Source organism: Pseudogemmobacter sp. TB195, from assembly GCF_058313095.1.
Genome location: NZ_JBZEGG010000161.1, coordinates 244 through 587, shown reverse-complemented (window position 1 = coordinate 587; position 344 = coordinate 244). Strand labels below are relative to the sequence as shown.

Sequence of the window (344 nt, the reverse complement as noted above, 5' to 3'; positions counted from 1 at the left end):
GCTCCGCCCAGCTGTCGGTCGCCACCCACCAGATGTCGGTCGGCACGTTCTCCGGCGGCGTCACCAACGGCGGCTTCGCCGCCCGTCCGGACGCCAAGTTCGGTTACGCCATCCAGGGCGGCGTGAAGTTCAACCTGCCGTTCATCGCCAAAGGCGACCAGCTCTGGCTGCAGGCCGCCTACGGCAAGGGCGCCATGTCCTACACCGGCGTCAGCGCCATGCTCGGCGGCGACACCTTCACGGGCCAGAACCTCGGCCGCTTCACGGTCAATACGGTTGACGGCTACGTCAACGCCTTCGGCGACATCAAGCTGAGCACCAGCTGGACCCTCACCGCGGCCTTC

Annotated in this window: 1 pseudogene; it reads left to right on the top strand. The window is 67.4% G+C overall.

Annotation, left to right across the window (positions count from 1 at the left end):
- Positions 1–344 (top strand): annotated as a pseudogene (locus tag AC4FS3_RS29155) (hypothetical protein); the annotation flags it as partial.